Origin of the sequence: Helicobacter sp., assembly GCF_014799995.1 — a bacterium.
Classification (GTDB): Bacteria; Campylobacterota; Campylobacteria; order Campylobacterales; family Helicobacteraceae; genus Helicobacter_D.
Genome location: NZ_JAAVGY010000009.1, coordinates 73,943 through 97,648 on the forward strand (window position 1 = coordinate 73,943; position 23,706 = coordinate 97,648).

Below are 23,706 nucleotides of genomic sequence, written 5' to 3' on the forward strand. Positions count from 1 at the left end.
ATCAATGCGTTGGAGAAAAGTCAAACAAAATCCAAAATCTCCTACGCAAACTAAAAATCCTCAAGCAGATTCTATCTTTAACGCATTACCCAAATTACCCTACAAATTAGAGCAGGAATTAGCGCAAAATCCCTCCGATTCCCTACAAATCGCGGGATTTTTAAATCGTGGCAAAGCGCAAGTCATTGATACCTTTATGATTTATTTGCCCATTATGTATCTCATCACTTATGGCGTTTTAGGTAGTAAAGAAGCCCTATGGGAATCCCTATGGGCACCGAGTGCAGCCGTCTTACTCTACGGAGTCATTGCAGCAATTTTTACCGCTAAAAGCGGACAAACACCGGGCAAAAAAGCCTATAATCTCTGGATTGTGCGAGAAAATGGTAAAAATGTAACATTTCTTTTTGCGCTTTTGCGTTTTTGCGCTTTCTTGCTTTCTGGCGTTAGCGTGCTAGGATTGTTTATGCCTCTGTGGCGCAAGGACAAAAAAACACTTCACGATATTTTGCTAAAAACAATCGTGTTGCAAAAAGGTTAATTTTCTATTAAATTTATTTTTGGCATAATTACTAACTTTGACAAAGGAGTTTTGAATGGACGGAAGATTATTTACTTTTGTGGGGTTATTCAACCACGACCACGACTTTATTATCGCATTTCACACGATTTTAGTCGCAATCATTGCGATTATTTTGGCTAAACTTGCCACCTCAAAATTACAAGTCGTGCCCGGCGCAATGCAAAATGTTTTTGAAGCCTTTTTGGGCGGAGTAATTTTTATGGCAAAAGATGTGATTGGAGAGGAAAAAGCGCGTCAATATCTGCCGCTGACTGCAACGATTGCTATTTTTGTTTTCTTAGCAAATGCAATTGGAGTTATCCCGGGATTTGAAGCACCCTCTTCTAGTCTTAGTTTCACACTGACTTTGGCAATGGTTGTCTTTGTTTTTTATAATTTTGAGGGGATTCGCACCTTTGGAGTGGTGAAATACTTTGCACACTTCGCTGGACCCGTCAAAGCACTTGCCCCCTTGATGTTCCCTATTGAAATCATTTCCCACTGCTCACGATTAGTTTCTCTCTCTTTCCGTCTTTTTGGAAATATCAAAGGGGACGATATGTTTTTGCTTGTTATGTTGATGCTTGCTCCTTGGGTTGCACCACTTCCCGCCTATTTGATTCTAACCTTTATGGCATTCTTGCAAGCTTTCATCTTTATGATTTTGACTTATGTATTCTTAGCAGGTGCTGTTTTAGCAAGTGAGGAAGCCCATTAAGGCTTACCTCATCACCGAGCCTACACTCTATCCTAAAACTCCTTTAAAATTTCACGACTTTTATGCAAGAATCCTAGAGGGGCATTCTATCCATTTCGCTGCTTATCGCGACAAGGATTCCGATTTCAATCCCGCGCTCATAGAAATTTTTTTAAATCTCAATCAAAAGCATAGAATCGTGAGTTTGCTCAACTCTAATTTAGATTTGGCTATCCAATTTGGCTTTGATGGCGTGCATTGCAATGGCTCACAAATGCAACAAATTAGAATCGCAAAAAAAAAATTACCCTATGTATTCTTTAGTGCGCATAGCCTTCAAGAGATTCAAGAAGCCAATCAACAAGGGGCGAATGGAATCACTATTAGCCCAATATTTGCAACTCCAAACAAAGGCACTCCACTAGGGGTTGATTTTCTTAACACCCTAGAGCCTCAAGAGTTTTCAGCAGAAATCTTTGCGCTTGGGGGAATCATCAGCCAAACACAAATCCAAAAACTCTCCACAACAAAAATCAAAAACTTCGCTTCCATTCGGTATTTTTTAAACTAAAATATAAAATTTTGCATAAAAATTACTCCAATCAATTCGCAAGTTGCCAATTAAGCAAACTAGAATCTTTCGCCTTTAGTCTCTCCTCAACATTTCTTTTAAATTCTTGTGCTAGTTTTGGATTTGCGAGCAAAACTCTCACCCCCTCTTGATTGGCATTTGGATTTTGATAAACTTGATGCGCAAATTGCAGGCTAATAGAATCTTGCGAGGCTTGGATTGAAATACTGGCATTCTTGCTAATCGTGCCACCACGCAAAACACGCAAATAAAATCCCACACAACCTTTTGCAAACAAAAATTTCGCCAACGCGTTTTTATCCTCTTTTGTCGGATACAAACTTGGAATCTTGAAACATTGCACACGGGGCATAGAAATTTCCAATACCACTTCCTCATCAAACACCAACCTATCCCCTACCCTCAATCCACTCTCTTGCGCCCCCTCTAGCAAGAGATTCTCTCCCATTCCACCATAAGGAATTTTCAAACCCAATTCCTTTTCCCATTGCGCATAAGTCTCTATTCCATAGGCAAATACTGCTTTGTTTGCCCCGCCGTGATGTCTCTTATCAGCGATTTCATTGCCTATGATTCCACTTTGAGTAATTTCTAAAGACAATACTTCCTTTCCTTTCATCGCACTATCAAAAGAAATTTCGCCACAGGTATAAGAGGCAATTTGCCCCACAAAAAGCCCTTTTAATCGCAATTTTTATTCTCCTTTTTCAAACAAGCAATGAGGGCTTGAATCTTATGAGAATCTTTTTTGCCCGCCTTAGATTCTATGCTAGAATTAATATCTAGCATTTTTGCCCCTATTTGCCTTAAGGATTCTATATTTTCTACACCCACTCCACCCGCGACACATAAGGTTTGCACCCTTGCTTTTAATTGGTGCAAAATTTCCAAATCAATTTCTCGCCCACTGCCACCACCTAAGGCACTTTTGGAATCTAGCAGCACAAAAGGACTGACAAATTCTCCCAAATCTTCCACACTCTCCACATTCCAAGCCTCATAAAAGGCAAAGTTTGCTTCCTTTAGCTCTACTCCACCAAACACACCTGCCTTGCTCACCCCGTGCAGTTGGAGCGCATCAATGACACCCTCTTGGTAAAGCTTGAGTGCGGATTCCATTTGCTCCCTGTCGTCCTTTAAAACAACAACCTTTAAAATATTAGGAAACTCCTCTAGTGCTTTTGCTATTTCTCTAATACATTCCACTTCCACAAAACGTGGAGAAGTTGGTTCTATGATGAAGCCCAAAATAGCAAGTTTAGAATCTTTTTGAATTTGTGTGCATAATTCTTGTAGAGATTCTGCGCACATCAAGGCGTCTTGTGTATTGGTAATCCCGCAAATCTTTATCAATCCAAGTGGAGATTCTAATAGCCTAAAAACATTCCGATAAAAGACATTAGAATCCTCGCTTCCACATTTGATTGCATTGCTTAAGTGCTTTACTGCACCTCTTGGCTCAAGATTCCTTACGAAATAACTTCCGCACAAGATTCCGCTAAACCCCAAGTTACCTACGACAAAACCATCAAAATTGCAATTCAGAGAGGATTCAAAAATCACTCTACTTTGTGGATTTTGGCATTGGATTTTGCCTAAAAGATTGTAAGCTTGGATTCTATCAATCACAAAAGTATGCAAATTACGCGAATTAATGCCGATAAGTTTTGCTCCCAAAGGCGTAATGAAGTCTATTTCTCTCGCATTATGCACTTCCACCAATGGAGTCAAACCAAGATTCAAGCATTCCTCATAGAGCACCTTAAGCTGCGAAAACCCTCCATATTGATTGTCTTGTCCAATAAAGACTGCGGCAATGAGCAGCACCATATCTGCGCCAAAATCTCGCGATTCTGCAATTTGTTCTTTTCTCGTAATAAAATCCTTGCGCAATACGCAAGCATTTGGGTTTGCAGATTTGACTTCTTTTAAATCCTCCAAATCTCCCTTGAAATAATCTCCCTCACACAACACAGAAATCGCACTCGCCCCACCTTGCAGGTATTCTTTGGCAAGTGCATTCGGATTTGGAATCGCACCAATTCTCCCCGCGCTTGGGCTTGCGCGTTTGATTTCTGCAATGATAAAGGGGAAATCAAGAGGAGGCGGATTGAGCGGAACTTCTCGGATACCGCTACGCAAGGGAATTTTTTGCTTCTTTTCTAAAATTTCCTTTAGAATCGTTGGCACATTATCATAAGATTCCATTATAAACCCTCTAGGCGCATATTGCTAATGCTTTGGAATCCTCTTAATACCTCAAAAACCTCTTTAGATTCTATGATTTGCTTTGCCTTAAAGAATCCCTCCCTTAAAGAATCCGCTTGCTCACACACACAAAGTGCAGCCCCAAGATTCAATGCAACTAAGTCTAGTTTGGGCGAGGGTTTGGCTTCAAAAATATCCATTGTAATCTGCGCATTCTCTTTGGCATCTCCACCTCTTAGCATAGAATAACTTGCAAAAGAAAGCCCAACTTCCACAGGATTGAAAATATAAGTCTTGATTGCCCCCTCGCGCAATTCTGTAATTTGTGTCGGCGCACAAAGCGAAATCTCGTCATAACCATCTAATCCACTGACAACCATTGCGCGTTTAATGCCCAAAATCGCCAAAGCCTTTGCCATAATTTCTGTATAGGCTTTGTCAAACACGCCAATAAGCTGGTGCGTAATAGAAGCGGGGTTACTTAGAGGACCAATCAGATTAAAGGCTGTCTTAAATCCTAAGCTCCCTCGCGCTGGCGCGGCAAAGCGCATAGCAGAATGGAATTTTTGAGCAAAAAGAAAGGTGAGATTCAACTCCTCATAGGCTTTTTGCGCATTTTGTAATTCCATATTCGGATTAATCCCAAGCGCATTTAACAAATCTGCCGAACCACTCTTGGAGGTAATCGCCCGATTCCCGTGCTTGATAATCCCAAAATTCGCTCTTTTAGCAAGTGTGGCAAGAAGCAAAGCGCAAGTGGTGGAGACATTAAAAGTCTTTGCATTGCTTCCTCCTGTGCCTACCATATCTAAACGAATCTCTTTCGTGTCTTTTGCTTCAAAACGTACCGCCTTTTGTTTGAGCACAGAGGCGAATCCCGCAAGCTCATATTCATCTACACCTTTGATTTCTAGGCTTGTAAGAATACTACCGATTTGCGCGTCTGTTAAATTACCCTCTGTTAATTCGTCCATTAGATTGTAACTTTCTTGAAAATTAAGCGATTCTAACTTCAGACATTTTTTAAGGTAATCTTTCACAGGGATTGGCTCACGCGCATAATGCAAGAAGTTTTGTAGCATTTTCTCACCCTCTTTTGTGCCAATGGATTCTGGGTGAAACTGCAATCCTATTAAGTGGTATTGCTTATGCTCTACTGCCATCACTTCGCCATCTTCACTCATTCCGCTTATGATAAAGCATTCTGGAATCTCCTCGCGTTTGCCCACCAAAGAATGATAACGCGCAATGGGAGTTTTGGGACTAATCTGTCGGAAGATTCCTTTTTGATTATGAAGTAAGGGTTCTACTTTGCCATGCACAATGTTTTTAGCATTTTTTATTTCCACTCCAAAGGCACTTAAGATTGCTTGGTGTCCCAAACAAATGCCTAAAATCGGATAGATTCCCTTGAATTTCTGCACGATTTGGATATTCAAGGAAGAATCCTTAGGCGTTTTAGGCCCTGGACCTAGCACGATGTAGCTTGGTTTGAGGGATTCTATCTCTTCTAAAGTCGTCTTATCGTGGCGCAAAACTTTAATCGGATAGCCTAGATTGCTAAAAGCCTGATAAATATTATAGGTAAAAGAATCGTAATTATCAATCAGCAAAATCATATTTTATCTCCCAAAATAGCCTCTACCAAAGAGCGCATTTTGTTTTGTGTTTCAATGTATTCTTCTTTGGGGTCTGAATCATAGACGATTCCACCGCCTGCTTGGAGATAATACACACCCTTTTGATAAACTGCTGTGCGAATCGCAATTGCAAAATCCATATCTCCATTGTGAGAAAAATATCCAATTGCACCCGCATAGATTGCGCGTTTGTGCGATTCTAGGGATTCTATGGTTTTAATTGCTTGGATTTTGGGCGCACCACTCACGGTTCCTGCGGGAAATGCAGCATAAAGCGCCTCGTTCTTTTGATGCTTTTGCAAATCCATCACGCCCTGCACTTCAGAGACTAAGTGCATCACCCTTGCATACTTTTCAATCACTTTTTCTTGTGTTACTTGCACGCTTTTAGGTTGGGCGACTTTGCCCACATCATTGCGCCCCAAATCAAGCAACATCAAATGCTCTGCATTTTCTTTGATATTGTGCTTTAATTCCTCTTCTAGCTTAAAATCCTCTAATGCGTTTTTGCCTCTTGGACGCGTTCCTGCAATAGGACGAATTGTAAGTATCGCGCAATTTGGCGCAGTAGTCTTAACCTTTATCAATACTTCAGGAGAGCTTCCAATGACTTGAAAATCGCCAAAATTGAAATAATACATATAGGGGCTTGGATTGTGTGTGCGCAGATTCATATAGGCTTGTAAAGGCGGCAAATCACTCGTAATCTCTAAACTCTGGCTTGGCACACACTGCAGCAGATTCCCTTTGTAAATCTCATTTTTTAAGGTTTTAACGATTTGTGTATAATAAGATTCCTTATCTTGAGAAGTGATTGACGCTTGATAAGTTAGCATAGGTTTATCTTTTGGACTCAAATGCTCTAATGTATGTACTAACTCTTGAATCCTTTTCTTTATATCTTGCTTTTGTGATTCGCACTTGTAAGTAACCCCTACAATGTAAAGAGACTCGAAAAAATGGTCAAAAATTATAAATTCTCGCCCAAAAATAAAGGCATTTTCGCTTGCCTCATAGAGGGCGGGTTTATGAAACTCCACTTCCTCAATCTCGCTAAAAAACTCATAACCCAAATACCCTACCCCACCAAGTGGTAAAGGCAAGGATTCTATTTCTGTATTAGAAATCTCTTGAGATTCTCTCTCCACTTTCGCCTCTGGAGCAAGGGAAGCAAACGCACTAAGATAATCAAGAAACTTTGGTTGTTGGGGTAAGGAAAACTCTCCGATTTGTCGCAATCCCTCTAATGCGTGCTTTTGAGAATTTTCTAGCAAAAAGGGCTTACCCTTTTCTTTAATAATCCTAAAGGCTTCTTTAAGTACAAGGATAGAAAATCTCCCTTTGCCTGTCTTTAAAAATGCCGATTCTAGCAAAACAGGGGCGTTTAATGCTTCACACACCATTAAGGGCGTGAGTTTAGAAGCTGGGATTTTTTGGATATTAAAGCTCGCCTTAATTCCTTGACTTTTGGAGTTTTTTAGAAATTCAAACATAACACTTCTTTAATAAAATAATTTCGCAAGATTCTACATTCTTAACATTAAAAAGCTCATTAAATCTCAAGAAAGCGGTATGAATCTAGCCAAAATTCCAAACTAAAGCAAAAATTTTTGAAATTTCTGCTAGAATGTTTGCCAATTTAAGAACACTTAATAAAGAAGCACAATGAAACACAAAATGTTTTTAAAATCTAAAAAGGGATTTTTTGGAACTCCTAGAGGCAATGGACACGCATTTGGTGGGCAATATATGCCAGAGATTCTTTATCCTGCCCTAAAAGAGCTAGAAGAGGGCTATGAAAAATATGTTTTAAAATCCAAAGAATTTAAGCAAGAATTGCACACTTTGTATCAAGAATTTGTAGGGCGTCCCACGCCCCTAATTTATGCCAAAAATGCTAGCAAGATTCTAGGCAATCAAATCTACTTGAAATTTGAAGGCTTGGCAAACACAGGTGCGCACAAAATCAACAATGCTATCGGGCAAGTTTTGCTCGCCAAAAAAATGGGTAAGACGCGTATCATAGCAGAAACAGGAGCGGGACAGCACGGGCTAGCCACAAGTGCGGCGTGTGCAAAACTCGGAATGGAATGCGTTGTCTTTATGGGCGCACGCGATATTAAACGACAATTTCCCAATGTGTTTAATATGGAGTTGCTTGGCGCAAAAGTTGTCAGCGTAGAAAGTGGTAGCCAAACACTCAAAGACGCAGTAAATGAAGCCTTGAGAGAATGGAGCAAAGAGAGTAAAAACACCTTTTATGTACTTGGAAGCACGCTTGGTCCTTATCCCTACCCCGATATTGTGCGTGAGTTTCAAAGCGTTATCAGTCAAGAGCTCAAAAAACAGACAAAAGAATTTTTCAAAGGCAATCCAGACATTATGATTGCGTGCGTAGGGGGTGGAAGCAACTCTATGGGATTCTTTAATCATTACCTTACAAGCAAGGTGCGCCTCATCGGTGTAGAAGCCGGAGGACTTGGCAAGGCAATCGGAGCAAACGCCACGCGCATAGGCAATGAAAATGCACACCTTTGCATTGCACAAGGCTATAAAAGTTACTTCTTAAGTGATGAATATGGAAATTTGTTAGAAACTTATTCTATCTCCGCAGGGCTTGATTATGCAGGAATTGGTCCTCAATTAGCACACCTTAAAGAGATTGGGCGCATAGAATTTTTGAGTGCTTTGGATAGTGAGGCATTAGAAGCCTTGCAATTTTTTGCCAAACACGAGGGAATCCTTGCTGCATTAGAATCTAGCCACGCATTAGCAGGAGCTTTAAAAATCGCTAAAAATGTGAAAAATAAAAACATTATCGTAAATATTTCCGGCAGGGGAGACAAGGATATTTTTATCACCGCAAAAGCCTTACAAAAGGAACGTTGGGCGGAATTTTTAGAACAAGAAATCAAGACAATGCAAGACAAACAATCTCACACAACTAAAGGAATCCAATAATGGAAAAAATTGCCCTTATGGGACATATTGTCGCGGGCTTTCCTAGCTTTGAACAAAGCCTAGAAGCGGCACTTGGAATCTCTCTTGGCGGAGCAAAATATTTGGAAGTGCAATTTCCCTTTTCAGACCCAAATGCCGATGGAATCGCAATCACAAATGCTTGTGAAGTCGCGCTTAAAAACGGCTTCAATACGGATTTGGGGTTTGAATTTATCACACAATTACAGCAAAAACTCGCGCAAAATGGACTGACAACCAAACTACTGATTATGACTTATGGAAACATTTTGTTTTGTTATGGCATAGAACGATTTTTACAAAAAGCAAAACAATGCGGAATCTATGGATTAATCGTTCCAGACTTATCTTTAGAACACGATGAGAATCTCTTCAAAACCGCTAAGAAATTGGGCTTAGAAAGCATAGCCCTGATTGCTCCCTCAACCAAGCCCAAACGCATAAAAAAGCTAAGCAAAGCGAGTGGGAAATTCGTCTATGTCGTCGCACGCAATGGAATCACAGGAGATACGACACAGATTGATGAATCCCTAATGCAATATATTAGAAGAGTTAAGGCGCATTGCCAAAAGCCTATCGCGCTAGGATTTGGAATCCAAAACAAAGCACAAATTGACGCCTTGCGCGGAATCGTTCCGATTGCGATTGTCGGGAGTGCTTTTGTGCGCTATATTGACGCAATATGCACCCAGCAAACAAGCGGGATTGCTGACAAACTCTGTGCTTTTACCAAAGGACTTTTAGAATCTTAAGAGGATTTGCCTTTGCGTCCTTGCGAGCAAGTTTTTAACTTGCGCGGCAATCCATAACTGAATTAATTACTGCAATGGAATCCCTAAAGCGAGATTCTGCATTATGGATTGCTTCGGCTTAACGCCTCGCAATGACTGAAGTGGTTGCTTTATCGTCATTGCGAGAATTGCAACGCAATTCGTGGCAATCTATAATATTGGGCTTTAAGCAAAATGAAACAATGGAATCTAAAATAAATAGGCGAGACTTTGGATTATGGATTGCTTCGTCGTTACACTCCTCGCAATGACGAGCGTGGGAGCTTTACAATAACGCAACACCAAACAGCCATTACTCATACTTATAATGATTATAGAGAATTTCTAATACCTTAGGACTATAATATCTTTTTTTAAATTTAATATTTTTGTTATGGTTGATGAAATCCTCAATTACTGAAGCGCAACTTTTGAGTTGATGCTCCATTTCTGCTTTCAAATCCCCTTTTTCCTTATTTTTCTTTTCGTAAAAACCCATTGCCACAATCTCAAAAGATTTATACCCTGAGGGAAAATTTTTTGAGGGCTTAAATCCCGCCCCACAGAACAAGTCAAAGATAACTGGTCCTTTAATGTCTTCATACTCATCAGTATATAGCCACATTCTTTTAGAATTATCCGCATAGAGATTTACCCCTAAACACACACTAATTATTAAACCACAAACGATTTTTCGCATTTTCACTCCTTATTAATCATTTCACCATCTTAAGAGAGAGGCTGGAATCAGCTTTGGCTTAGGAGAATATTTTGTCTTATAGGCATAAAACTTTGGTTGCTCTCCTCCCCTATGCACGCCCCCTTTCCAAATCTCTAAAAACTGCTTGGCGATTCTTACAGCATCATCGTTTTCATTAAACTTTATCTTCTCTGTTTCATCGTTGAAAATTGCCTTTGTTGTGAATTTTTTCCCTAGAGTAATCGCACAAATTTGAATCTGGAGATACTCATCGCCTCCACTCCAAATTGCTCGGTATTCGTTCTCGTAAGCAAAGCATGTTTGTTAATATCTCTTTAATAAAAGGCTCTAAATCTCGTCCGTCATATTCCAATGGTTCTTTACCATACTGCACTTTATACACTTTATCTTGCTCTGCCTCATCAACCCTAAAATCAATCTTCACACCACAATGCGAATTTCCATAATGCGCCCACATTAAATTTAAATCTGCTTCTATTAGTCTATTCTCAAGCGAAAAAGAACAAATCTTGAATCTCTCTTTATCCTCTCTTGTTTTCATATTTCTTATTTTCTTTGCCTTTGCTAATTGACTTTTAGAAAAGAAAAACCTCCCCCTCGTCTATATCATTAAGACTATTAAAGCTTGCTCCATAGAGCCGACAATTCTTTAAAATATCCAAGAATCGGGAATTTAGCCTATAGGGCACGCATTTCTTTGGGAAGTGGATTAGGTTGCCATCATAGTCCAGTCCTCTAAACTTACAAAAAATCTGATTCTCTGAATTTAACATTGCGATTTATTCCTTTCTTAAGTATAAATAAAAGCAAATAATAATACCCTTTTTTTATAATTTGCTTAAATTAAGTTAAATACAATTCTCGCAATGGCACAAAACACGCACAATGGAGATTCTAACCCTTTAAACAAATCCTTGATAAAACTTTTATCGCAATCAGTAAAATAAGAAATTGATTCAAAATTTGCAGTATTAAATCAGGATTATCAAAGAAAAAACCACCCCAAAGAGTGCCTAGCATTCCGATGAAAACCCATAAAAGAAACGAAAAAAAAATTCATTAAGTCAAGCGGAATGAATAATTTGTTTTAATGCTCTCAAGAGCTGATTGATTTGTTCTTGCGTATGGGTATAATGCACATTAAGGCGCACCCAGCCGGGCTTTTGGACGAAAGAAGCGTTATCCTCCAAGCCTAGCAAATCGTGTCCATAAGGTCCAGCACACGCACAACCCGCGCGCGTCAGGATTCCATACTCCTCCGATAGCCGATGCGCCACTTCAAAAGGTGAGATTCCACGAATATTAAAAGAAAAAATACCCAAAACATTATGCGCCAAATTACCATAAGTAGTAATTTTTGGCTCATTTTCAAAAAATTCTTTGAGTGTGCAAATATGAGGAATCTTTGTCTCTTGTATCCATTCTCGCCCAATCTCCTCTCGCAACGCATAGCCAAAATAACTACGCAAAAACTCCAATATTCCGGGCGTCCCCGCCTCCTCGCGTCTCTGCTCTTGTGCATAGTATTGCGCACTCGTGCGGGAAACATAGCCCACTACGCCACCCCCACAAAAAGTTGGGGGCAAAGTTTTGTCAATTAAAGCCTTAGAGACAATCAAGATTCCGCTTCCTCCTACACCACCCAAAAGCTTATGAGGCGAAAGAAAAGCGACATCATAAAAGCTCGGCGGAATATCCAAATAAGCCGAAGTGCTTGCACAATCAAAACACACGATTCCACCAAAGGAACGAATCCAATGCGAAATCTCTGCAAAGGGTGCGAGGATTCCGCTCACATTAGAACCCAATGCGAAAGAACCGATGATTTTACGCCCTGCATTTGCTTGCAAAACAGATTTCAAGACTTCTAAATCCATTAATCCTTGCGCATTTAGCCCTATGCGCACAACTTCACACAGCCCCTCTCGGAAGCTTAACTCATTACTATGGTGCTCATAAGGTCCAATAATCACAAGCGGAAAGGAGGATTTATCGCCCATAGAATCCAAACCCAAAGCCTGCTTTGTCTTAGGTGGGATATAAAGCCCCAAGAGCTCTTGAAATTTTTTGATTGCAGCCGTTGAACCAAAACCGCAAGAAATCAACGCGAAGCGAGAATCCAATCCAAAAATATCCTTTAATCTCTCCCTTGCATTCTCATATAAAGAACTTGTGATTTCAGAATGAGAATTGCTCTCTGAATGTGTGTTGGCATAAAAGGGTAGAATCTCTCTTATCCGTGATTCCACACACTTCGCTGCTAGCCCGCTTGCAGTCCAATCAAAATGATGGAATCCCCTTTGCAAAATACACTCTTGACGCAAAATATCCTGTTTATGCTCTCTATCATTTGGTAAAGTGCGCAAAAGCGGGGTAAAAAAATCTTGAATCATATTTAGATTCCTAAATATTTTTGTTTTGGGCGCATATTTTACCACAGATTTAGGGCAAATTACTCTAAAGTAAGTTATACTTTTGGCTTTAATTTTGGAGTTTTAGCCTGATATGGAAAGCATTATCACCTTTGGCATTGTTGCCATCTTAATCGTCATTGCACCTTTCTTAAGCTCGCTTTTGCGTTTGCCTCTCGTGGTTACAGAGATTCTGCTTGGCGCACTTGCCTTTCACTTCGGGCTATTTTCGCATTCAGAATCGCTAAGCTTCATCGCACACATTGGGTTTTTATTTTTGATGTTCTTATGTGGTTTGGAGGTGGATTTAAAGACTTTTACAAGACTTGGGACAGACTTCTTAAAATCGGCTTTTTTCTATTTCTCCATTCTTTATGGGGCGGCTTTTTTCTATGTATTCAATGCTGGTTTGTCAAACTTCTATATTGCCGCCTTGCCTGTAATGAGCTTGGGTATGATTATGGCATTGCTCAAAGAATATCCCAAAAATACGCCGTGGTTATTGCTAGCCCTCAATGTCGGAATCTTGGGCGAACTCATTAGCATTGTTGTGCTAGTAGTGCTCAATGGGGCATATTCTTATGGATTAAATTGGGAATTATGGAGGACATTGCTTGTCTTATTCTTGTTTTTAACTGCAATTGTCGGAATCTTTAAGGTAGCAGATGTTCTGTTTTGGTGGTTTCCCACACTAAAGTTTTTCCTTATCCCCAAAGATGCAAGCAAAAATCAGGATATTCGCTTCAGCACAATGTTGTTTTTAATCCTAATTGGAATTACACAGATTTTAGGATTAGAGCGCGTGCTTGGAGCATTTTTAGCCGGTATGATTTTGGCAACTTATTTTCATCACCAAAAAGGCTTGACAGAAAAGCTCAACGATTTTGGGTTTGGATTCTTTATTCCATTGTTTTTTATCTATGTTGGTTCTACACTAGATTTAAATCTCATTATGCAAAACCAACAACTCTTTTCACTCACCTTTACGATTATCCTTGTAATGGTAATCTTGCGCTTACTTGGGGCATTCGTGGCATATTACAAATATTTTGGCAACGCAAAACGAACGATTCTCTTTGCCTTTAGCCATTCTATGCCTCTAACTTTCCTTGTCGCAACTGCACAGCTTGGCTTACAATTTAACGCCATTAACACACACGAATACTACGGCTTTATTCTTGCTGCACTTTTAGAGGGAATATTCTTAACGATTTGCATTAAGCTCATTGAAAGCTATCAAGCCAAACCACACCAATAGACATTAAGAATCAAAATTTATGCTTTTGTTTCAAGCCTTTTTCAAATTTTTTGCGCTTGATAATAGAAAGCTTATCAATAAACAAAATTCCATTTAAATGGTCAATTTCGTGTTGGAAAGCCACCGCTAGATAATCTTCAGCAACGATTTCTTGCTTTTCACCCAAGCGATTTTGATAAACCACCTTGATAGTATTCGCGCGTTTAATGTCTTCGTAAAATTCCGGCACACTCAAACACCCCTCACTAAACACGACTTCGCCGTCTTTTTCTATGATTTCTGGATTGATAACTTCTAGCAAGTCCTCTTTATGCTGATTGCCCTCTTCATCGGGGATACAAATCAGTAATGCACGAATCGGCTTAGCGACTTGAATCGCTGAAATGCCCACACCATTTTTAGCCAACATTACCTCATACATTTCATCTAACAAAGTGTGGAGTTCCGCGTCAAAAGATTCCACAGGCTTTGAAATTTGTCGCAACATTGCATTAGGATAAGTGATTACCTCAAGCATTACTACTTTTTCCTTTTATTTTTCCCCTGCGACAACGAAAGAAGCATTGCTACTAGAAGCTTTTTTGAGTGCTTCTAAAGCATTTTTAAAAACTTCCTTGCTTTTAGAGCTTGAATCAATTTCAACAATTCCGGTACAAACACTAAGCGAAATTTCTTCCTCGCCTAGAAAAATATTTGTCGTTGCAACCTTTTCAATCAAGCGATTCGCAAATCGTTTGGCAGAATCTTTATCACTATGGCTAAGCAAAATACCAAAAATTTCTGACCCACAATAGGCAAGCACATCACTTTTGTTTGCGATTTTTTGCAAGATTTTTGAAATAGCACGATTAATAAGCATTGTGTTTTTTTCTGAAGTAATGAGGCGAGCAAGATTCTTAGTGATTTGAATCAAAATCAAGGAGGATTTGTAATTTTCTACATGGATAGATTCTAATTCAGCAAGGATTCTAATGTCCAAGAAATTGCGGTTATACAGCCCATATTTCTCATCACAAATGATATTGTTTGCAATACCCTCAACCGCTTGAATACTCCTATCGTAGGAGACTTTGATATTTTGGAGTTGTGCTCTTGTCGCTTCTCCTAGTTGATTGAGCTCTTTTTCAAAGACGGTGATGATATTTTGCAACGCAATAGTGTTATTAATTGCACTTACTTCACGTTCGTGTTTTTTAAGAATATTTTGCAAAAGTTGGAGATTTTTATAGGTTGTGCCTACTTGCTGCAAAGTGCTTACCATATGATTTTTTGCTTTTAATACTTTATCCTCCAATAAAGCCTGTCTTTCTGTGGGTGTCAAATCAAGACTGATGAATTGTGTCGCATTGTCTTTGAATTGCTGCGTCTTATTCTCAAGTAATTTTTCAAAATAGATTCTATAATTATAAGGCGTTGGAGCAATCCCATTGGCACTCAATGCACGAATGACTTGTGTGCCATAGTCTTCTAACGTATTGACTTCTGACGAAGCTGTATCCACAGAATCCCCCGGCGTTGAGTTAGAATCCAATCCGAAAGACGAAAAAGAGGACGAGCCATTAGATGAAGCTTCTTCTATTCCATCTGTTTCAAAACTTTGTAACCCTTCAAACGAATCAAAATCATCTTTCATTATTGACCCCCTTACTTCAAGCTTTTAGTTAAAACATTGTCAATTAATCCATATTCTTGTGCTTCGTGGGCACTTAGATAGAAATCTCTATCCGTATCTTTGGCAATTTTTTCTAGTGGCTGGTTCGTGTTAGCTGCCAAAATCTCATTCAAACTAGCCTTGAGACGTAAAATCTCTTTTGCTTGGATTTCAATCTCTGTGGCTTGCCCCTGCGCACCTCCCATTGGCTGATGAATCATAATGCGAGAATTAGGCAGAGAATAACGTTTGCCCTTTGTTCCGCAACTCAATAAAAATGCACCCATACTTGCCGCTTGCCCGATACAAATCGTGCTAATATCTGGCTTAACATAATTCATTGTATCATAGATACTAAGACCACTTGTTACCACTCCACCGGGCGAGTTGATATATAAATAAATATCCTTTTCTGGGTCTTCTGCTTCCAAAAATAAAAGTTGTGCAACAATAGAGGAAGCTACTCCATCATCAATTTGCCCACTCAATAAAATAATTCTATCTTTTAGAAGCCGAGAATAAATATCATACGCCCGCTCACCTCGCCCTGATTTCTCAATGACCGTTGGCACATAATAGCTCATCACGCCCTCTTATCTAATAGAGCTGTTAGCACTTTATCTTCAAGCATTGCCATTTTAACAGCTGGAAGTAAATTATTGTTTTTATAATATTCAAACATTGCTTTTGGGTCTTGGCGCATTGCCATTGCTTCGTAATAAATTGTATTCACAACTTCATTATCTGGAACATCTATCTTATCACGTTTTGCGATTGCATCAATGATAAAAGTTACACGCACGCTTTTCTCTGCATTTTCTCTTTGCTCTTCACGCTTGGCTTTAAGCGTTTCGGGTTCTTTGGCAAGTTTTGCTTGCTCCTCTTGAGAGAGAGACATTAAGCTATTTCTAAAGAGCAAATCCATTTCTTGATGCACAATAGATTCTGGCAAATCAAACAAAATATTTTTGTTGAGATTCTCAATTAAAATTTCTTTTAATTGATTATTGTAGAGTTCTTGCTTTTTCTCGTTTTGAAGTTGTGTTTTGATTTTTTCTTTCAATGTTTCAACGCTCGCATCTTTGTCTTCTGGCAAAAGCGTTTTAGCGAAATTATCATCAATTTCAATTTTTCCTTTTGTTTGAATCTCTAATAACTTCACTTTAAAGACTGCTGGTTTGCCCGCTAGATGTGCAGCTTGATAATTTTCTGGAAAAGTTACATTGATTTCTTTTTCCTCGCCTTTTTTCATACCAATTAATTGGTCTTCAAAGCCCTCAATAAAAGACTTGCTACCGATTTTTAACAAATAATTCTCTGCCTTGCCTCCCTCAAAGGGTTTTTCATCAATAAAGCCCTCAAAATTGATTTTCGCGTATTCTCCATCTTTTAACTTGCGTCTGCCATCTTCAATACCCACAAGCGGTGCTCTCGCATTTGCAATCTCTTCAAGCCGTTTGCTTATATCCTCTTGTGTAACTTCAGGGATTTTGACTTCTGGAATACAATCATCAAGCTTATCAAGTGAAATCGTTGGAGTCAAACTCACTTGGATTTCAATATCAATTCCTGTATCCTTTTTGTCAAACTTCGTAATGCGTGGGTCGCCGATGAGCGCACTCGCCTCAACTTTTAATTCTGTTAAAATATCTCGCAAAATCTCTTGCACGCATTCTCTTTGTGCGTCCTCTTCTAATTGTTTGCCATAACGTTGTTTGATTGCACTTGCGGGCACATGCCCCTTACGAAATCCATCAATTTTGAAATTCTTACCCGCCGCCTTAGTTACCTTGTCTAATTTTTGGTTGAGTGTATCCGTAGGAATCGTAGCTTGTGCGACTGCATTTGCGCTATTAATGCTTGTTACTTTTAGACTTGAATTCATTCTTTGCCTGCTCCAAAAATTTAATTTAATATGTTATAGCTTTTATTCTATCAAAATTCGTCTTAAATTAAACCCAATACGCAAAATCCATTAGAAATTAATCGCCCAAAATTTCACGCACACCTTTGGAATTAGGCTCACTTAAGAATCCACGCGCCTGCATTTGTTCGATAATGTTTGCTGCTTTATTATACCCAATCCCAAGTCTTCGCTGAATGTAACTAATAGAGGTTTTTCCATCATTAAGAATGATACGTTTTGCCTCTTCATACAGCTCATCAGTCTCTCCTTCTACGCGCAAACCCAAGATTTCATCTTCATTAGGCATAAAGTTCTCATCATATTGTGGAGGACATTGGGATTTGATAAATTCCACAATTTTTTCAATCTCTGTTTCCGTGCTCCAAGGAGCGTGTAGGCGCACGATTCCTCCGCCCGGAGGCGTGAAAAGCATATCCCCTCTTCCAAGCAGTGATTCCGCACCAAAGCTATCCAAAATGACTTTAGAATCAATTTTTTGCCCCACTTTATAGCTAATGCGTGAGGGCAAATTTGCCTTAATAAGCCCGGTTACAACATCTACGCTTGGACGTTGTGTCGCGACAATTAAATGAATCCCGCTTGCCCGAGCCATTTGCGCAAGACGCGAAATAGAGACTTCCGCTTCTTTACCCCCACTCATCATCAAATCCGCTAATTCATCAATAATCACTACAATATAAGGAAAAGGCTCAAAACCTTCAATTTCAGCCTTTTGATTATAGCCTTCAATATTCTTGATTTTTGCCTCACTCATCAAAGTATATCTTCGCTCCATTTCTTTTACCGTGTTATCTAGTGCGATAATCGCCTTTTTAGGCTGCGTGATGACAGGGGTGAGCAAATGCGGAATCTCATTATAAATACTAAATTCTAGCATTTTGGGGTCAATCATAATGAGTTTAAGCTGTTTGGGAGAGTTTTTATAAAGCAAGGATAAAATCATCGCATTAATCCCCACACTTTTACCACTTCCTGTTGTCCCCGCAATCAATAAATGTGGAAGCTTTTTGAGGTCTGTTACAAAAGGATTCCCTACAATGTCTTTGCCCAAAGCAAGTGTCAAAGGCGAAGCAGAATTTATAAATAAGGGATTCTCTAAAATCTCACGCAAATAAATCGTCTCAATCTGAATGTTTGGAATCTCAATTCCCACTACATCTTTGCCCGGCACGGGAGCTTGAATCCTGATAGTTTTCGCACGAAGTGCCATTGCCAAATCATCTTGCAAAGTTAAAATCCGCGAGACTTTGACATTTGGGCTTGGGCGAAACTCAAAAGTCGTAACAATGGGTCCAGAGTAAGTTCTGACAATATCCCCCTCTATCTTAAACATTCGCAACTTGCTTAATAAATCATTGATTTTGCGGTCAATCTCGCCCTCGTCAATTTCTATATGCTCCTCTTTAGGGGCTTGCAAAAACTCTAGTTTAGGCAAAACAAAATCTTTGGATTCCGCATTTTGTGGTGCGCTAGAAATTTCTAATGTGCTTAAGATTTTTTCATTTTCTGGAATCCTCTTCACTAATGTGCTAGAATCCTCATTATGCGATGATTGCGTGGGTGTTTGCTTGGAAAAGGGCACGCAGGATTCTGCTTGAACTGATTGCATTGGGGCACTAGAGGAAGCGTTTTGTTTGGGCGGCGCATTGCGTCTTTTAGAATCAAATAGGCTAATCACTTCTGCCACGGGCGTTTCAATTGTTTGAGAAGATTCTTGAAGCAATGTTTCTTTTGGTAACAAACTCGCTACATTAGAATTTTGCGATTCTACTACATTGGCTTTTCTTTCCGATTCCTTTTCCAGCCCATAGCCATAACTTGGAATCTTATTAGTCGTAAAAGACGGGGTATAATGAAAGGGAATTTCAGTTTTTTCTTGTGGTGGATTGGGCAGCTTTGGAGATTCTTTGATAACTTCTTGAGCAGGGATTTCTTGTGTTACATTAGAGGCTACCGATGTCTGTGGAGATTGGGATTCCATAAACTCTTGAATCACCTGCTTAATGATATGATTGAGTGCGGCAGGCTCTGCTTGCAATGGAGGCTCATTAGGATTTGTTTTAGAATCTTCATTAGATAAAGATTCTTGAATTTGTTGCATTTCTTTGGGTTGCATTGGACGCGTGCTTTTAATCTTGCCATAATAAAAAATCGTGCTAGGCGCGGCATTAGATTGCGATTCTTTGGGTTGGGATAAATCTTGGAAAGAATCTTTATTGATAGGATTATCTTGCACGAGACAATCGTGAGTGCCCACAGGCTCTTTGTCATAATACGCGCTAAAGGGCGTAGCGGCATAGAGATTTTTGGGATAGGCTTTAATGGGTTTTGGCTTGGTAGGTTCTGACGCAACGGAATCCCGTGCAGTCTCACTTTCTGGCAACTCTTGCGGCTCTGCAAGAGAATCCTTTGATGTAAAAGTCGGTGTGGGGGTTTGCAAAACCGACTTTTGTATCTCCTCATATTCTTCTTTTTTTATCAGCCGAATCACCTCTTCTTCCGGGGCTTGGTTACGATAGAGGAGATTTTGTTCAAATCGTTTAAAATTTTCTAAATTTTCTATGGATTCTAATCGGAATCGTGTCGTATCAAAATCTTGCTGCTGGACTTCCTGCGGGCTAACAACGCGAATTTGTGGTGTACTGTTTTGTTTCTTAGTAGCATTTTCTAAAGGATTATCTTCTCTTGTGGGTAGCTCAATCTCTTGTCTTAGCACATCAATTTCAGTTTCAAAGGGTTGTTCTGCACTGAAATCTTCTTGTGTTTCATCTTGTAAAACTTCCTGCGCAGAATCCTCTAATTCTTCTTCGGTATCCTTTGGGAGATTAAAGGCGCAATTGACTGGAGGCGGGTTATTTTTACTTTGCTCAATCAATTCCTCCAAAGTCAATGCACGTGGAGTGTTAGGTGCTTTTGTAAAAGAAAATAATGAGGAAGTATGAGAATGGGACTCTTGTCTTTTGTGATTTGATGAGACATTTTGGGATTCCCCCCCTTGGGAAGAATTTTCTTTGAAATTTTCAGAATCCTGCTGATTTCTTGGATTTGGAAGAGAGAAAAAGGCTTTAATTCGCAAATAAAGATTTTTTAGATTTTGTTTGTTTTTGGCAACCTTTTCCTTTGGAATTTGACTTTGCTTCAAGTCCTCTTTCAAATCCTTTAAAAGCATCTTTGCTAGCTCTTTAAAGGATTTTCCACTATACAAAACAATGCTAAAGGTAAAACAAAACAAAACCAAAATAAAGATACCCAAATGCGTGATAATTGGAGCAAGCACGCTATTAAAGGCAACCCCTAAAATTCCCGCTTGTTCAAAAAACAAACCCTGCAACACAAGCAGAGCAAAAACGCCAATCATCACGCCTAGTGTTTTTTCTAAGAATCGGTTACTTTTAAGATTCAATGGGGTTTTGGCACGATAGATAAAAAAGGCTACAACCAATAGCCAAATATAGCCCAAATAACCAAATAACCAAAATTGGATTTGTGCAATACTAACAAACCCAAGAATATTCAAAGCACCAAGAGTCGTAAAAATTTCTAAGATTAATAATATAGAAATGATAAATGTCTTATGGGAAGTTTTTTGCTTTAAGAATCGTTCTAATGAAGTTTTTAAAAAATTTGTTTTAATAGTAATTCCTTAAAAATATCTACAAAGTGGCGAGAGGGTGAGAGAATCGAACTCCCCAGCAAATAGACACCTATTCACTCAAATGGGTTTGAAGCCCACGATGCCCACCAGCGACATACACCCTCCACAAGCTCACAAATTCAAAAGCATTCTATTAAGTAAAAAGAGATGAGAATTTAGCGCAATTTTACTTAATTTTCATTGAGTTTATCTAAATTTTGAAATTAAAATTCTACCAATTCCCGCTCTCTCTTACGATACACCGCGCATTTTGTATAGCCTATTTGTTTGGCGAGTGATTCTAACTCCAAACGTTGGAAGCCGATTTGCTCTATCGCGTGCGCATCACTCCCAAAACTAATGGGAATCTCTAGTGCGAACGCCATTTGCAAGATTTCTATGCTTGGATATTGTTCTTGGACCTCCTTGCGGAATCCCGCCGCATTTATCTCCACGCACATATTGGCTTTTTTCACGGCTTTGAGCACCGATTCTATTTGCGGACGCAAATCCTTTGTCGGACGATAATTAAAGATTTTTAACAAATCCATATGCGCCAAAATATCAAATTTTCCACTCTTTGCTAGCATTTCTGTGGCTTTGAAATATTCTACCCAACAATCATTAATGTCGCGCTTAGCATATTCTCGGATAAACTCCGGATTGTCAAACCCCCAATCACCCAGAAAATGCACCGCTCCGATTCTATAATCTAGTGGCAAATCAAACAATCTTTCCTCTATCAAGGAGGGCAAAAAATCAATTTCAAGTGCTGTTAGAATCTCAATCTTATCGCTATATTTTTCTTTGAGCCTTGCAATTTCGTTTAGATAAAAAGGTAAATCTTTAAAGTCCATACGATATTGCGTATCAAAATTCATTGGATTGTGGCAAGAAAATCCAAAAGTGTCAATTTTTTCCTTGATTGCCTGCAAGACATATTCTTCCATTGTGCCACTTGCGTGCTTACAAAGGCTTGTGTGATTGTGCAAATCCACCCTCATTTAAAATCCTTAAACCAAGATTGGGCTTAACCCATTTTCTTTTCCATTTCTTTGGTGATATGCAAACTCAAAACATGTTTATCAAACACTGCGATATAAAACATTGCATCAAAAATCTTAATATCAAGCACGAAACCCTCTACTTTTACCTCGCGTTTCTTAGTGTCTTCTTGTAAGGTTTCTGCGCGAAACAACACCTCATTACCTAGCTCAATGGGTGCTAAAAACTTCACTTCTGCACCTATTACCACTCCATTGGGATTATTCACCGCCAAAAGCGCACTATATGCGGCACTTGAGAATAAATTACCTGAATGAATCAATCCGTTTTTATCTACTACCATTTTGCCACTTGTTTCTAGCAAAACAGAAGCCTTACCGTATTTTTGTTCCTTGATTGTGCCATTATTTAAGTCAATATTCAAACACGCTTTTTGCAAGACTGCATCGGCGTCTGGTTTATTTAAAAAATCCTCTTCTTCGGGCTTTATAAAATCCTCATCCATTCACTCTCCTTAAAATATCGCAAATTATAACATATCTAACCACAATCAAGACAATCTAGACAATCTAGACAATAAGGCTTTGACTTCATCATTTGCCAAAAAACACTTCACTAGGAAACTTTAAATCTTGCAAGAGTGGTTTGGAGTTTTCTTTATTTGTAACTACAAGCGCGTAACCCCCTGTGTGATTCCTATCCCAAATAGAATAAAATTCTTTTTTCGTGCTAATGTATTCCCCGAAATTTGGGTCCAAGACTTTAAGAAAGTCTCCTTTGAAGTTTATAATCACGACAAAATGAGGGAATCTAGGGTCGTTTTCTATCCTCACAAGCAGAGGATAAGCGGTACGTTGTAAAACCTCTCTTGAGAGTTGGAATCCCTTTGTATCATATCCCAAAATAGTGGCTGCCTTTTGTAGTTCTTGGAAACTTAACATATCTGTTTTTTGGTTTAATACATTTAAAATCTCTTGTTCTTGATATTGTTGGATTCCAAACAGATTAAGCAAAGTCGCCAAAGACGCCGCACCACAAGACTCTTCAAACTTTTGCCGAATCACATTTTGATTGTGGTTCTCTTGCAAAGATTCCACCGCAAAAGCAAAAGCTATCTTAAGAGCAAGCACACAAACTAAAAGAATTTTTATCAAGCAAATATCCTAAAAATCATTTGATTGTTTTTGCATTATAATTTCTAAAATCTTAAATGAGCTTAAAGGCTGAAAGATAAAACAATCTCCAAGATTTTCCACTGCGTCCTTACAAACATCGTAAAACAATTTATCAATGAATCGCAGAGACAGAAAACAATGCCTCTGTCATTGCGAGAATGCGTAGCATTCGTGGCAATCCATAACATAGAATCCCGCCCCTATCTTTTGAAATTACAGAAGATAGAAAGTAGTAAGTTTAAACTTCACTTGCTTTAGATTCCTTAAACAATGTTTGCATTATAGAATCACTTGAAGAATCTGTTTGGATTAAAGTATTTTTAGAGATTCCATAAGCATTATAAGCTTGTTTTGTTTTTAATTCTTGGTTTTCTTTTTCTAGTTTATCTCTTTGTTCTAAAACTTCAAAGAAAGTTTGAGAGGAATCAAAGTTGGAGGAGAGAGAAAGAAAAGTATCTTGAGCAAGAGTGGGGTTA

General features: G+C 39.0%; 22 protein-coding genes, 1 tRNA gene and 1 pseudogene. 6 read left to right on the forward strand and 18 right to left on the reverse strand.

Going from position 1 to position 23,706, the window contains the following annotated elements; all coding sequences use genetic code 11:
- Positions 1–4 precede the first annotated feature (4 nt).
- The 3 genes from HDT10_RS02230 to HDT10_RS02240 are packed head-to-tail and all read left to right on the forward strand — an operon-like array spanning position 5 to position 1,830.
- Positions 5–541: an RDD family protein gene (locus HDT10_RS02230; protein WP_290879519.1), complete on the forward strand. Its 537-nt coding sequence runs from the start codon at positions 5–7 to the stop codon at positions 539–541.
- Positions 542–596: 55 nt separating this feature from the next.
- Positions 597–1,280 carry a F0F1 ATP synthase subunit A gene (locus tag HDT10_RS02235; RefSeq protein WP_290879520.1) on the forward strand — a complete coding sequence of 228 codons (684 nt, stop codon included), beginning with the start codon at positions 597–599 and terminating at the stop codon, positions 1,278–1,280.
- Entirely contained in the window at positions 1,264–1,830 is a 567-nt protein-coding gene (locus HDT10_RS02240; protein ID WP_290879521.1) for a thiamine phosphate synthase, read from the forward strand. The genes HDT10_RS02235 and HDT10_RS02240 overlap by 17 nt, the downstream gene beginning before the upstream one ends.
- A 31-nt stretch (positions 1,831–1,861) precedes the next feature.
- On the opposite strand, the gene HDT10_RS02245 is transcribed toward HDT10_RS02240, so the two are convergent.
- Genes HDT10_RS02245 through HDT10_RS02260 form a run of 4 tightly spaced genes read right to left on the reverse strand, consistent with a single transcriptional unit; the run spans position 1,862 to position 7,192 of the window.
- Positions 1,862–2,542, reverse strand: a complete 681-nt coding sequence (locus HDT10_RS02245; RefSeq protein WP_290879523.1) for an MOSC domain-containing protein — start codon at positions 2,540–2,542, stop codon at positions 1,862–1,864.
- Positions 2,533–4,059: a bifunctional indole-3-glycerol phosphate synthase/phosphoribosylanthranilate isomerase gene (locus HDT10_RS02250; protein ID WP_290879525.1), complete on the reverse strand. Its 1,527-nt coding sequence runs from the start codon at positions 4,057–4,059 to the stop codon at positions 2,533–2,535. The genes HDT10_RS02245 and HDT10_RS02250 overlap by 10 nt, the downstream gene beginning before the upstream one ends.
- Positions 4,059–5,678, reverse strand: a complete 1,620-nt coding sequence (locus HDT10_RS02255; protein ID WP_290879527.1) for a bifunctional anthranilate synthase component II/anthranilate phosphoribosyltransferase — start codon at positions 5,676–5,678, stop codon at positions 4,059–4,061. Before HDT10_RS02255 ends, HDT10_RS02250 begins: the two co-directional genes overlap by 1 nt.
- Positions 5,675–7,192 carry an anthranilate synthase component I family protein gene (locus tag HDT10_RS02260; protein ID WP_290879528.1) on the reverse strand — a complete coding sequence of 506 codons (1,518 nt, stop codon included), beginning with the start codon at positions 7,190–7,192 and terminating at the stop codon, positions 5,675–5,677. Before HDT10_RS02260 ends, HDT10_RS02255 begins: the two co-directional genes overlap by 4 nt.
- 172 nt (positions 7,193–7,364) lie before the next feature.
- Here HDT10_RS02260 and trpB point away from each other — a divergent pair, with 172 nt between their 5' ends.
- Together trpB and trpA are read left to right on the forward strand one after the other, a co-directional pair.
- Positions 7,365–8,660 (forward strand): tryptophan synthase subunit beta, encoded by a 1,296-nt coding sequence (gene trpB, locus HDT10_RS02265; RefSeq protein WP_290879530.1) that lies wholly within the window; start codon positions 7,365–7,367, stop codon positions 8,658–8,660.
- The gene (gene trpA / locus HDT10_RS02270; RefSeq protein ID WP_290879532.1) at positions 8,660–9,430 is read left to right on the forward strand and encodes a tryptophan synthase subunit alpha; all 771 of its coding nucleotides are present in this window, start codon (positions 8,660–8,662) and stop codon (positions 9,428–9,430) included. Before trpB ends, trpA begins: the two co-directional genes overlap by 1 nt.
- 331 nt (positions 9,431–9,761) lie before the next feature.
- Here the strand turns inward: trpA and HDT10_RS02275 are convergent, their stop codons facing one another.
- From HDT10_RS02275 to HDT10_RS02290, 4 genes are all read right to left on the reverse strand, one after another.
- The gene (locus tag HDT10_RS02275; protein ID WP_290879533.1) at positions 9,762–10,148 is read right to left on the reverse strand and encodes a hypothetical protein; all 387 of its coding nucleotides are present in this window, start codon (positions 10,146–10,148) and stop codon (positions 9,762–9,764) included.
- Between the two features lie 268 nt (positions 10,149–10,416).
- Positions 10,417–10,710 carry a DUF2971 domain-containing protein gene (locus HDT10_RS02280; protein ID WP_290879535.1) on the reverse strand — a complete coding sequence of 98 codons (294 nt, stop codon included), beginning with the start codon at positions 10,708–10,710 and terminating at the stop codon, positions 10,417–10,419.
- A 34-nt stretch (positions 10,711–10,744) separates the two neighbouring features.
- Complete coding sequence (locus tag HDT10_RS02285) at positions 10,745–10,942, reverse strand: hypothetical protein (RefSeq protein WP_290879537.1); 198 nt, start codon at positions 10,940–10,942, stop codon at positions 10,745–10,747.
- Positions 10,943–11,233: 291 nt separating this feature from the next.
- Entirely contained in the window at positions 11,234–12,562 is a 1,329-nt protein-coding gene (locus tag HDT10_RS02290; RefSeq protein ID WP_290879539.1) for an aminotransferase class V-fold PLP-dependent enzyme, read from the reverse strand.
- 112 nt (positions 12,563–12,674) lie between these two features.
- Between HDT10_RS02290 and HDT10_RS02295 the strand changes: the two genes are divergently transcribed.
- Positions 12,675–13,838, forward strand: coding sequence for a cation:proton antiporter (locus tag HDT10_RS02295; protein ID WP_290879541.1), 1,164 nt, complete (start codon positions 12,675–12,677; stop codon positions 13,836–13,838).
- 10 nt (positions 13,839–13,848) lie between these two features.
- Here HDT10_RS02295 and def read toward each other — a convergent pair whose 3' ends face one another.
- The 10 genes and pseudogenes from def to HDT10_RS02345 form a co-directional block, all read right to left on the reverse strand.
- Positions 13,849–14,355 carry a peptide deformylase gene (gene def / locus HDT10_RS02300; RefSeq protein WP_290879542.1) on the reverse strand — a complete coding sequence of 169 codons (507 nt, stop codon included), beginning with the start codon at positions 14,353–14,355 and terminating at the stop codon, positions 13,849–13,851.
- A gap of 15 nt (positions 14,356–14,370) precedes the next feature.
- A complete protein-coding gene (locus HDT10_RS02305; RefSeq protein WP_290879543.1) occupies positions 14,371–15,471 on the reverse strand; it encodes a diguanylate cyclase in 1,101 nt (366 codons plus the stop codon).
- Positions 15,472–15,482: 11 nt separating this feature from the next.
- The gene (gene clpP / locus HDT10_RS02310; RefSeq protein WP_290879544.1) at positions 15,483–16,073 is read right to left on the reverse strand and encodes an ATP-dependent Clp endopeptidase proteolytic subunit ClpP; all 591 of its coding nucleotides are present in this window, start codon (positions 16,071–16,073) and stop codon (positions 15,483–15,485) included.
- The gene (gene tig, locus HDT10_RS02315) at positions 16,073–17,374 is read right to left on the reverse strand and encodes a trigger factor (RefSeq protein WP_290879546.1); all 1,302 of its coding nucleotides are present in this window, start codon (positions 17,372–17,374) and stop codon (positions 16,073–16,075) included. Before tig ends, clpP begins: the two co-directional genes overlap by 1 nt.
- Positions 17,375–17,471: 97 nt before the next feature.
- Positions 17,472–19,979, reverse strand: coding sequence for a DNA translocase FtsK (locus tag HDT10_RS02320; RefSeq protein ID WP_290879557.1), 2,508 nt, complete (start codon positions 19,977–19,979; stop codon positions 17,472–17,474).
- A 1,098-nt stretch (positions 19,980–21,077) separates the two neighbouring features.
- Positions 21,078–21,176, reverse strand: a tRNA-Sec gene (locus HDT10_RS02325).
- A gap of 98 nt (positions 21,177–21,274) precedes the next feature.
- Positions 21,275–22,054 carry a histidinol-phosphatase gene (locus tag HDT10_RS02330; RefSeq protein WP_290879547.1) on the reverse strand — a complete coding sequence of 260 codons (780 nt, stop codon included), beginning with the start codon at positions 22,052–22,054 and terminating at the stop codon, positions 21,275–21,277.
- A gap of 26 nt (positions 22,055–22,080) precedes the next feature.
- A complete protein-coding gene (locus HDT10_RS02335; protein WP_290879550.1) occupies positions 22,081–22,560 on the reverse strand; it encodes a hypothetical protein in 480 nt (159 codons plus the stop codon).
- An 88-nt stretch (positions 22,561–22,648) separates the two neighbouring features.
- On the reverse strand, positions 22,649–23,215 hold the full coding sequence (locus tag HDT10_RS02340) for a cysteine peptidase family C39 domain-containing protein (protein ID WP_367159058.1): 567 nt from the start codon (positions 23,213–23,215) through the stop codon (positions 22,649–22,651).
- A 253-nt stretch (positions 23,216–23,468) separates the two neighbouring features.
- Positions 23,469–23,706: pseudogene (locus HDT10_RS02345) on the reverse strand (hypothetical protein); the annotation flags it as partial.

What these genes read in the sequence shown, in the direction of transcription:
- HDT10_RS02230 (WP_290879519.1), top strand. Translation starts at nt 5, where the DNA reads ATGCGTTGGAGAAAAGTCAAACAAAATCCAAAATCTCCTACGCAAACT.
- HDT10_RS02235 (WP_290879520.1), top strand. Translation starts at nt 597, where the DNA reads ATGGACGGAAGATTATTTACTTTTGTGGGGTTATTCAACCACGACCAC.
- HDT10_RS02250 (WP_290879525.1), bottom strand. Translation starts at nt 4,059, where the DNA reads ATGGAATCTTATGATAATGTGCCAACGATTCTAAAGGAAATTTTAGAA.
- HDT10_RS02255 (WP_290879527.1), bottom strand. Translation starts at nt 5,678, where the DNA reads ATGATTTTGCTGATTGATAATTACGATTCTTTTACCTATAATATTTAT.
- HDT10_RS02260 (WP_290879528.1), bottom strand. Translation starts at nt 7,192, where the DNA reads ATGTTTGAATTTCTAAAAAACTCCAAAAGTCAAGGAATTAAGGCGAGC.
- trpB (WP_290879530.1), top strand. Translation starts at nt 7,365, where the DNA reads ATGAAACACAAAATGTTTTTAAAATCTAAAAAGGGATTTTTTGGAACT.
- trpA (WP_290879532.1), top strand. Translation starts at nt 8,660, where the DNA reads ATGGAAAAAATTGCCCTTATGGGACATATTGTCGCGGGCTTTCCTAGC.
- HDT10_RS02275 (WP_290879533.1), bottom strand. Translation starts at nt 10,148, where the DNA reads ATGCGAAAAATCGTTTGTGGTTTAATAATTAGTGTGTGTTTAGGGGTA.
- HDT10_RS02280 (WP_290879535.1), bottom strand. Translation starts at nt 10,710, where the DNA reads ATGAAAACAAGAGAGGATAAAGAGAGATTCAAGATTTGTTCTTTTTCG.
- HDT10_RS02285 (WP_290879537.1), bottom strand. Translation starts at nt 10,942, where the DNA reads ATGTTAAATTCAGAGAATCAGATTTTTTGTAAGTTTAGAGGACTGGAC.
- HDT10_RS02290 (WP_290879539.1), bottom strand. Translation starts at nt 12,562, where the DNA reads ATGATTCAAGATTTTTTTACCCCGCTTTTGCGCACTTTACCAAATGAT.
- HDT10_RS02295 (WP_290879541.1), top strand. Translation starts at nt 12,675, where the DNA reads ATGGAAAGCATTATCACCTTTGGCATTGTTGCCATCTTAATCGTCATT.
- def (WP_290879542.1), bottom strand. Translation starts at nt 14,355, where the DNA reads ATGCTTGAGGTAATCACTTATCCTAATGCAATGTTGCGACAAATTTCA.
- HDT10_RS02305 (WP_290879543.1), bottom strand. Translation starts at nt 15,471, where the DNA reads ATGAAAGATGATTTTGATTCGTTTGAAGGGTTACAAAGTTTTGAAACA.
- clpP (WP_290879544.1), bottom strand. Translation starts at nt 16,073, where the DNA reads ATGAGCTATTATGTGCCAACGGTCATTGAGAAATCAGGGCGAGGTGAG.
- tig (WP_290879546.1), bottom strand. Translation starts at nt 17,374, where the DNA reads ATGAATTCAAGTCTAAAAGTAACAAGCATTAATAGCGCAAATGCAGTC.
- HDT10_RS02330 (WP_290879547.1), bottom strand. Translation starts at nt 22,054, where the DNA reads ATGAGGGTGGATTTGCACAATCACACAAGCCTTTGTAAGCACGCAAGT.
- HDT10_RS02335 (WP_290879550.1), bottom strand. Translation starts at nt 22,560, where the DNA reads ATGGATGAGGATTTTATAAAGCCCGAAGAAGAGGATTTTTTAAATAAA.